At 51.8% G+C, this 6,925-nt stretch carries 5 protein-coding genes and 1 CRISPR repeat array; of the genes, 1 reads left to right on the plus strand and 4 read right to left on the minus strand.

Features of this window, described 5'->3' with window-relative positions:
• Positions 1–7 precede the first annotated feature (7 nt).
• From TX77_RS07275 to ade, 4 genes are all read right to left on the minus strand, one after another.
• Positions 8–787: an ABC transporter permease gene (locus TX77_RS07275; protein WP_044504104.1), complete on the minus strand. Its 780-nt coding sequence runs from the start codon at positions 785–787 to the stop codon at positions 8–10.
• Positions 787–1,614, minus strand: a complete 828-nt coding sequence (locus TX77_RS07280; protein WP_044504105.1) for an ABC transporter permease — start codon at positions 1,612–1,614, stop codon at positions 787–789. The genes TX77_RS07275 and TX77_RS07280 overlap by 1 nt, the downstream gene beginning before the upstream one ends.
• Positions 1,607–2,677, minus strand: coding sequence for an ABC transporter ATP-binding protein (locus TX77_RS07285; protein WP_044504106.1), 1,071 nt, complete (start codon positions 2,675–2,677; stop codon positions 1,607–1,609). The genes TX77_RS07280 and TX77_RS07285 overlap by 8 nt, the downstream gene beginning before the upstream one ends.
• Positions 2,678–2,920: 243 nt before the next feature.
• The gene (gene ade, locus TX77_RS07290; protein WP_044504107.1) at positions 2,921–4,663 is read right to left on the minus strand and encodes an adenine deaminase; all 1,743 of its coding nucleotides are present in this window, start codon (positions 4,661–4,663) and stop codon (positions 2,921–2,923) included.
• Between the two features lie 193 nt (positions 4,664–4,856).
• Here ade and TX77_RS07295 point away from each other — a divergent pair, with 193 nt between their 5' ends.
• Positions 4,857–6,251: an NCS2 family permease gene (locus TX77_RS07295; protein WP_044504108.1), complete on the plus strand. Its 1,395-nt coding sequence runs from the start codon at positions 4,857–4,859 to the stop codon at positions 6,249–6,251.
• A gap of 90 nt (positions 6,252–6,341) precedes the next feature.
• A CRISPR array of direct repeats spans positions 6,342–6,892; the repeat unit is 31 nt; unit sequence GTTTCAATCCACGCACCCGTTTGGGTGCGAC.
• Positions 6,893–6,925 lie beyond the last annotated feature (33 nt).

A 6,925-nucleotide genomic window follows, 5' to 3' on the forward strand; every position in this document is an offset into this window, starting at 1 on the left:
CTCCCTTTTATAAATCTCGTCCCAAGGCCAATCGCTTGCGGTTCATCGTGAGCAAGACGGCAAAGACCAAGACAAAGACGAACACCAGTGTCGACAGGGCATACATTTCCGGATGGATGCCGAGTTTCAATTCTGCGTAAATTTCAGTCGGCAGCGTATCGATGCCGGCGCCCTTCGTAAAATGGGTGATGATGAAATCATCGGCAGACATGGTAAAGGCCAGCATGAATCCGGCTAAGAGACTGGGACGCAGCTCCGGCAGGACGACGCGGCGAAAGGCAACAAAAGGCGTGGCTCCAAGATCTCGTGCCGCATCGTAGCAGCTGCGGTCGAGGGACAGGAACTGAGGCATGATGCACAAGATGACATAAGGCAGGTTAAAGACGACATGAGCCATAAGGATGGAACCATAACCAAGGCGCAGACCCATGCCGAGAAAGAGCAGCATCAGTGAAATCCCGGTAACGATATCGGCATTTAAAAGGGGCAGACTGGCTACCCCGAGGAGGACCGAGCGCTGCTTGCGTCCCATACCGCGCAAAGCCATGCAGGTAATGAGGCCCAGGATGGTCGCCAGAGCCGCCGACGTCAGGCCGATGGTAATCGTATTCTGCAAGGCTTCGAGGATTCCTTCATTTTCAAAGAGTTCGCCGTACCACTGCAAAGTAAACCCCGTCCAGTGACCGCGATAGCGGCTGGCGTTGAAGGACTGGGCAATGAGGACGCCGATGGGCGCATAGAGAAAGAGAACGACTAAGGCCACATAGCCTTTTTTCCATTTTTCCATCATTTCTTCACCTGCCCTTCACTGCGGTCAAAGTAAGCCGTCATCACCATATTGACGATGATGAACAGCATCAGCACCAGGGATAAGCCGCTCCCTAAGTGCCAGTCGTAAGCCATTGTAAATTCCTGTTCGACAATGTTGCCGATGAGGAGGACCTTATTGCCCCCTAAAAGGCCGCTGATGAAGAACGTCGTCAGCGAAGGAATAAAGACCATGGTAATGCCGCTGATGGCACCGGGCAGGGACAAGGGCAGGATGACCTTGGTAAAGGTCTGCCAGGAACTGGCCCCAAGGTCGCGGGCAGCGGCAATGACGTTGCGGTTGATTTTGCTCAAAGATACGTAGAGGGGCAAAATCATATAAGGTAAAAAGTTATAGATCATGCCGATGACAATCGCTGCCGGCGTGTTGATGAGCACGACGTCCGGCAGGGACAAAAGGCGCAAGAACTGATTGAGGATACCGTTCTTTTCAAGAATCGTCTGCCAAGCCATGGTCGTCAGCATGGAATTCATCCACATAGGAAGGACGAACAACAGAAATAAGAGGGTACTCTTACTCCGCTTTTCTTCAGTCAAAATGAGGCACAGCGGATAGGCCACGAGAAGACAGACAACCGTACTGACTAAGGCCAGGAGCAAGGACAGTTCCAGGGATTTTAAATATTCCCAGTGAGCAATGAGGCTGATATTCGCTAACGTAAAAGTCCCGCTGCTGTCGGTCAGGCCGTACCAGGCGATGGCCACGAGGGGACAGAAAATAAACAGGATTGCCCAAATGAGGAAGGGCAACGTAAACAGATTGCGGATCGCTGCCGAGTTAATCATTTTCCATCGCCCTTTCGTCTTCGGATTCCGGTTTATTCATGATTTGGATATTAAAAGGATCGACTTCCAAGCTTACTTCGTCGCCCGGTTCATAATTCTTCGTCGACTTGACCAGCCATTCGATATTCCGGGCCTGAATAGTAATGTTATAGTTCATGCCTTCAAAGATGACTTTAGTGACAACGCCGTTGAAGCCGCCTTCCCGGGCCGGCCGCACTTCCATGTCTTCCGGACGAATCTGAACGTCGACGGGACGATTCGTACCGAAGCCGACGTCAACGCATTCAAAATCATAGTCGGCGATACGGACCAATTTATCGTGGACCATGAGGCCGTCGACGATGTTGCTGTCGCCGATGAAGTCGGCAACGAAAGCATTTTCCGGTTCATTGTAGATGCTTTCCGGCGTGCCGATCTGCTGGATATAGCCTTGGTTCATGACGACGACGATGTCAGACATGCTGAGTGCTTCCTCCTGATCGTGGGTAACGAAGACGAAGGTAATGCCCAACTCTTCTTTAATCTTGATGAGCTCGAGCTGCATACTGCGGCGCAGCTTCCGGTCCAAGGCACTGAGCGGTTCATCAAGAAGCAATACCCGAGGCTCATTGACGATGGCCCGAGCAATGGCTACGCGCTGCTGCTGGCCGCCGGAGAGGTCGACGATGTTGGCGTGTTCATAGCCGTCGAGGTTAACGAGTTTCAAGGCATAGCGGATCTTATCGCGGATGTAGTCGCGGGGCTTGCCGTGAATCTTGGGCCCGAAAGCGATGTTCTCGGCGACATCCATATGCGAAAAAAGGGAATAATTCTGGAACACCGTATTGACCTGACGCCGATTGGGCGGCAGCTGGGTAATATCCTTCCCATCAAAGAGGATTCGCCCTTTATCGGGTGTTTCAAAACCGGCAAGGAGCCGCAAAGTCGTCGTCTTGCCGCAGCCGCTCGGTCCTAAAAGGGTGACAAATGAATTTTCTGAAATGGTAAGATTCAACTCGTCTAATACCAGATGACCCTCATAGGATTTGGATACATTGTCCAAATAAATCAATTCTTTTGCCATTCTCACTTCTCCTTTTTATCCAACAGGACTCTAAAAAAAGGGATTTCGCACAAGCTTTCCCTTATGCGAGGTCCCTTCTTTCTATGATGGAATGTGGTTCCTGCCCCGTATGCGAAGTGCCTTACTAAAAGGCACCGTCTTTGCAGGAAGCCTGATTTAGGCTTCCTGATACATTAGGTATACTTTATTTTATTATAGCATATACCGTTGTATTTTTTCAAAGACAGGATACACTCTTCCGTTTCAGGACAGTTCAACGGGGACAAAATCAAAGGCCTCGACGTCGAATAATCCCGTATCGAGTAATTTAAGTTTTGGAATGACCGGCAGGCTCATGAAGCACAGCGTCATGATGACATCGACATCGGTACTGACACCTAAGAGGCTGCGAGCCTTGTCATAAAGGTCATCGAGGGCGGCGTCGACTTCGGCCGCCGGCTTATCGCTCATCAGACCGGCAATGGGCAGCGGAATGGCGGCCAATACCTTTCCGTCAAGGACGGCGGCCATACCGCCCTTCTGTTTTTCCAAGACTTCGACAGCAGCCGCCATATCCTTATTGCTGGCGCCGGCAACGATGATATTATGAGAGTCGTGGGCAATGGAAACGGCAACAGCTCCCTTCTGAAGCCCGTAGCCGCGGAGCAGACCGAGTCCGACGTTACCCGTACCGTGATGGCGTTCGACGACGGCGACTTTGATGATATCAACCTTTTCATCAAAGACGAAGTCGCCCTTTTCATCGCGCCGGATCTGAGCTTCGCCCTTTCCGGTAACGACGCCGCCGGGCATGATATCGATGGTCCGCACATGGTCGCTCTTTAAATGCATGACCAGTTTTTCTTCCGAGAAACCGGCAATCGTCACCGAACTGCCGACCGAGCTGTAATCGGCTCTCGTAAAGGGAGGCAGATACTGACCGTTTTCAGCGACCTTCTGCCCTTCGATAAAGGTCGCCCGGACCTTGAAGTCCTGTAAATCTTCAAAGAGGACGATGTCAGCTCGCTTGCCCGGTGCCAAGGCGCCGCGGTCATCGAAATGATAGCATTCAGCAGCATTTAAGGTTCCCATGGTAATGGCTGCTTCCGGCGAGAGACCGGCGGCAACGCATAAGCGCAGGTGTTCGTTAAGGTGCCCTTTTTCAAAAATTGTCTTAGGATGAAGGTCATCGGAGCACAAGAGGAACCGCCGCAAGCTTTCCGGCGTCACGGCCTTGACCAATTTCGGCAGGTCGTGGCAGGCCGAGCCGTTGCGCAAGAGAACGTACATCCCGGCCTGGACCCGTTCTTCGGCATCACTTTTGCTGAAGCATTCATGGTCCGTCAAAATACGGGCCGAAATGTAGGCCTGGAGATCCTTGCCATGGACGCCGGGACTGTGACCGTCAATGGGTTTTCCCGTACCATAGGCCGTAATGAGCTTATCGAGGACGGCATCGTGTCCTTCAAGGATACCCGGGCAGTTCATGAATTCACCGACACCGAGGATGCGGTCATCTGCCAGAGGCGCTTCCATGTCTTTCGCTTCAAGGGTGGCACCGCTGTGGTCAAAAGGCGTAGCCGGCACACAAGACGGCACCATGAAATGGATATCGAGGGCTGTTTTTTCAGCGGCCTTCATCATGTATTCCAAGCCCTTTAGGCCACAGACGTTGACGATTTCATGGGGATCGGCCACGATGGTCGTCGTTCCGAAAGGTACGACCAGGCGGCCGAATTCTTCAGGACTGACATAACAGGACTCGATATGGATATGGCTTTCAATGAGGCCCGGTGCCGCATAGGCACCTTTCGCATCGATGACGTTCTTCCCTTCATAAGGGCCGCCGACGCCGGCAATGACGCCGTCAGAAACGACGATATCTCCCTTTCGAGTGGTCTGTGTATATACATCTACAATATGGCAATCTTTAATGACAAGGTCTCCCGGTTCAAGGCCCCGGGCAACGGCAATACGCCGTTTTAACTGGTTCCGCGTCACTGTCATAATGTACCCCCTTATTTCGTTAATATCATATATTTTATTGTTCTGACTCATTGTACCATATTCTCCCTTTTTTTGACAAAAGTATTGCCCAAATATGCTAAAGCCCCTATAATGATAATATTCCATAATATCTACTTGTCATTATTCATTATATTCATTTATGGCAGTATTAAAAAAGGAGTGTGAACAAGTTATGGAAAACCAACCGTCTTTTCTCGACCGTATTTTTCATCTCCGTGAAAACGGCACGACGGTACGCACCGAAATCCTAGCCGGGGTTACGACGTTTATGACTATGGCTTACATTCTGGCCGTCAACCCGACAATCATGAGCGCCGCCGGTATGGACAAGGGCGCCGTCCTGACGGCAACGGCCCTGGCTTCCCTCATCGGGACCTTGTGCATGGCCGTTTTTGCCAACTATCCCTTCGCTTTGGCGCCCGGCATGGGGCTCAACGCCTTCTTTGCCTTTACGGTCGTACTGCAGATGGGCTACACTTGGGAAATGGCCTTGGCAGCTGTATTCGTTGAAGGGATTATTTTCATCGTCTTGTCCCTGACCAATGTCCGCGAAGCCATTTTCAACGCCATTCCTATGACCCTGAAAAAGGCTGTATCCGCCGGTATCGGCCTCTTCATTGCCCTTATCGGCCTCTTGAATGCCCAGATTATCGTCGCCAATCCGGCTACGAAAATCGCCCTCTTCTCCTTTAAGCAGTCTGCCGCTACGGGCACCTTCAATACCGTGGGCATCACGGTTCTCCTAGCCATGATCGGTATCATGTTCACCGGTGTTTTGATGGTCAAAAAAGTCCGCGGCAACATCCTTTGGGGCATCCTCTTCACGTGGATCCTGGCCATCATCTGCGAACTTACCGGCCTCTACGTCCCCAATCCGGAATTACAAATGTTCAGTGTCATCCCGGATCTCTCCGGAGGTGCCGCTGCCTTTACCCCGGCCAGCCTGAGCCCGATTTTCGGACAACTCGACTTCAGTCGCGTCTTCAGCCTGGATTTCTTAGTCGTCATGTTCGCCTTCCTCTTCGTCGACATCTTCGACACCTTAGGAACCCTCATCGGCGTATCGTCCAAGGCTAACATGCTCGACGAAAACGGCCGTCTGCCCCGCATCAAAGGCGCCCTCTTAGCCGACGCCGTTGCAACGACCTTTGGTGCCGTCCTCGGTACCAGCACGACGACGACCTTCGTCGAAAGTGCTACCGGCGTCAGTGAAGGCGGCCGCACCGGTTTAACAGCCGTCTGCGTGGCCATCCTCTTCGCCTTATCCCTCTTCTTATCACCCTTCTTCATGGCCATTCCGGCCTTTGCTACGGCACCGGCCTTGGTCATCGTCGGTTTCCTCATGCTGACCGCCGTCGTCGGCATCGACTTTGACGACTTCAGCGAATCCATTCCGGCATACATCACGATCATTGCCATGCCTTTCTGCTACAGCATTTCAGAAGGTATCTCCTTCGGCATTATCTCGTATGTCTTCATCAACGTCTTGACCAACAAACGGGAAAAAATTTCCCTCCTCATGTACGTCCTAGCCGTCATCTTCGTATTAAAATATATCTTCTTATAAGGTGATAGCAAAAAGGCTGTACCCCGTGAGAAACAAAATCACGGCGTACAGCCTCTTTTTTTGTGCCCAATTTTAAGGCGGCCAAACACAGCCTCAATCCACGCACCCGCTGGGGTGCGACGCGATGACGCGCCTGCGGAATCCCGTAGTCTTCGTTTCAATCCACGCACCCGTCGGGGTGCGACTCGACGATATCATGTATCGTTCGAATTTCATGGGGTTTCAATCCACGCACCCGTTTGGGTGCGACTTAGGCAGTTCCCCGAGAGAACGCGCTCTCGGGGTTTCAATCCACGCACCCGTTTGGGTGCGACCCCTCCTTATTAACTGGATATTCTTCAGCATCGAGTTTCAATCCACGCACCCGTTTGGGTGCGACTGCCTTGTGCGCCATATAGGACAAGGCAGTTATCGTTTCAATCCACGCACCCGTTTGGGTGCGACAGGGCCTTTAACTGCTCTTGCATACCTCACAAGCGTTTCAATCCACGCACCCGTTTGGGTGCGACGCAAAGCGTCCTGTCCTGGCCGCTCCGTAAAATTGGTTTCAATCCACGCACCCGTTTGGGTGCGACTCGCTTTTTGACATATAAACTGTCATGCTGATGATGTTTCAATCCACGCACCCGTTTGGGTGCGACATCGATATCGACGTTTTTTTTCTTTTTTTTGAT

Origin of the sequence: Megasphaera massiliensis, assembly GCF_000455225.1 — a bacterium.
Lineage (GTDB): Bacteria > Bacillota > Negativicutes > Veillonellales > Megasphaeraceae > Megasphaera > Megasphaera massiliensis.

Bases quoted from the DNA above. Each gene is read 5' to 3' on its own strand.
- TX77_RS07275 (WP_044504104.1), bottom strand. From the start codon at position 787: ATGGAAAAATGGAAAAAAGGCTATGTGGCCTTAGTCGTTCTCTTTCTC.
- TX77_RS07280 (WP_044504105.1), bottom strand. From the start codon at position 1,614: ATGATTAACTCGGCAGCGATCCGCAATCTGTTTACGTTGCCCTTCCTC.
- TX77_RS07285 (WP_044504106.1), bottom strand. From the start codon at position 2,677: ATGGCAAAAGAATTGATTTATTTGGACAATGTATCCAAATCCTATGAG.
- ade (WP_044504107.1), bottom strand. From the start codon at position 4,663: ATGACAGTGACGCGGAACCAGTTAAAACGGCGTATTGCCGTTGCCCGG.
- TX77_RS07295 (WP_044504108.1), top strand. From the start codon at position 4,857: ATGGAAAACCAACCGTCTTTTCTCGACCGTATTTTTCATCTCCGTGAA.